This window comes from Streptomyces sp. NPDC054840, assembly GCF_053611065.1.
In genome coordinates this window covers 1-1,376 of sequence record NZ_JBSGZP010001042.1, presented here as the reverse complement: position 1 = coordinate 1,376, position 1,376 = coordinate 1, and the positions used below count along the sequence as shown (strand labels likewise).

Here is a 1,376-nt window from a genome sequence, read left to right as displayed (position 1 = left end):
GCCTGGGATGTCTGCGCAGAATGCTGGCTGCAGAGGTTGCGGCTCCTGGCCTGCGGGGAAAGGAGCGGTAGACCAACGGGCTACCAGGTGAGCTGGAGGCATGCGCACATGGGCATGAGCGTGACCATTTCGGCGGCGGCTGCCGAGGACGCTGAGCAGATCTTCAAACTGCAGTACCTGGCCTTCCAGCGGGAGGCCGAGCTCTACGGCAACTACCTCATCCAGCCGCTCACCCAGTCCCTGGACTCCCTCAAGGGGGAGCTGGCGACGGACACCGTCCTGGTGGCCCGGCTCGGCGACGAGATCGTCGGGACCGTGCGCGGCAACGTGGACGAGGACGGCACCGCCAAGATCGCCAAGCTGTGTGTGCACCCCCGCCTGCAGGGTCACGGGCTCGGGGCGCGCCTGCTGCGCGCGGTCGAGGAGGCCCTGGCGGGCCCCGGCAACACCACCCGCTTCCGCCTGCACACCGGGCACAAGAGCGAGTCGAACCTGCGCCTCTACCGCAAGGCCGGCTACGTCAAGGTCGGCGGCCGCACGGCGTCCGACGGTGTCCAGCTGGTGATCCTGGAGAAGGAAGCCAAGGACCCGACCGATTTCACGGTCAGCGCGTAGACGCCCCTCGGCGCTTGCGCAGCCAGAGCATCCCGGTGATCGGCAGGATCACCGGGATGAACAGGTAGCCCAGCCCGAACTGGGACCACACGGTCGTGTCGGGGAAGGACTCGGGCCGCACCACGGTCCAGGTCCCCACGGCCAGCACGCCCGCCAGCTCGGCGGCGCAGCAGACCAACGCCGCCTTGCGGGCCTTCTCACCGCCGCGCACCAGTGAGTACGTGATGAACGCGTAGGCCAGCGCGGCCACGGCGGACAGCGAGTACGCCAGCGGGGCCCGGCCGAACTCGGTGGAGATCTGGAAGGCCGAGCGGGAGACCGCGCCCACCACCATCACCCCGTACAGCCACACCAGCAGCAGACCGGGCCCGGAGACCAGCCGCCGGCGCCCGGTGGTGGTGGCACCGCCGGTGTCGGTGCCGGTGTCGGCGTCGGTGTCGGTGTCATTCGTCGTGTCGGAGTCAGGCACCGGTGGTTCCCCAGATGTCGTAGAGCCGTACTTCGAGGACGGCGAGGACGACGGCGCCGGCGGCCACCGTGATCGATCCCCACCTCGTCCGCTCGGTCAGCGAGAGCATCCCGGCCGCGGGTACCGCGGCGAACGCGCCCACCAGGTAGGCCACGAAGATCACCGTGCCCTCGTCGGGCTTCTCGCCCTGGGCCAGCTTCACCAGGCCGATCACCAGCTGCGCCAGGACCAGTACGGTCACGACGGCCATGCCGATGAAGTGCCAGTCCTTGGTCGGCTGGTCCCGCCATGC

Annotated in this window: 3 protein-coding genes and 1 pseudogene; 2 read left to right on the top strand and 2 right to left on the bottom strand. The window is 69.6% G+C overall.

The features are described from left to right. Positions 1–71, top strand: a pseudogene (locus ACWGIU_RS37285) (sigma-70 family RNA polymerase sigma factor); the annotation flags it as partial. 37 nt (positions 72–108) lie between these two features. Beyond that, positions 109–615: a GNAT family N-acetyltransferase gene (locus ACWGIU_RS37280; RefSeq protein ID WP_453712495.1), complete on the top strand. Its 507-nt coding sequence runs from the start codon at positions 109–111 to the stop codon at positions 613–615. On the opposite strand, the gene ACWGIU_RS37275 is transcribed toward ACWGIU_RS37280, so the two are convergent. Beyond that, positions 605–994 carry a hypothetical protein gene (locus ACWGIU_RS37275; RefSeq protein ID WP_453712496.1) on the bottom strand — a complete coding sequence of 130 codons (390 nt, stop codon included), beginning with the start codon at positions 992–994 and terminating at the stop codon, positions 605–607. The two genes, ACWGIU_RS37280 and ACWGIU_RS37275, sit on opposite strands and share 11 nt — an antisense overlap. Positions 995–1,076: 82 nt before the next feature. Next, positions 1,077–1,376 (bottom strand): hypothetical protein (locus tag ACWGIU_RS37270; protein WP_453712494.1); only part of this gene is annotated, 300 nt, incomplete at its 5' end.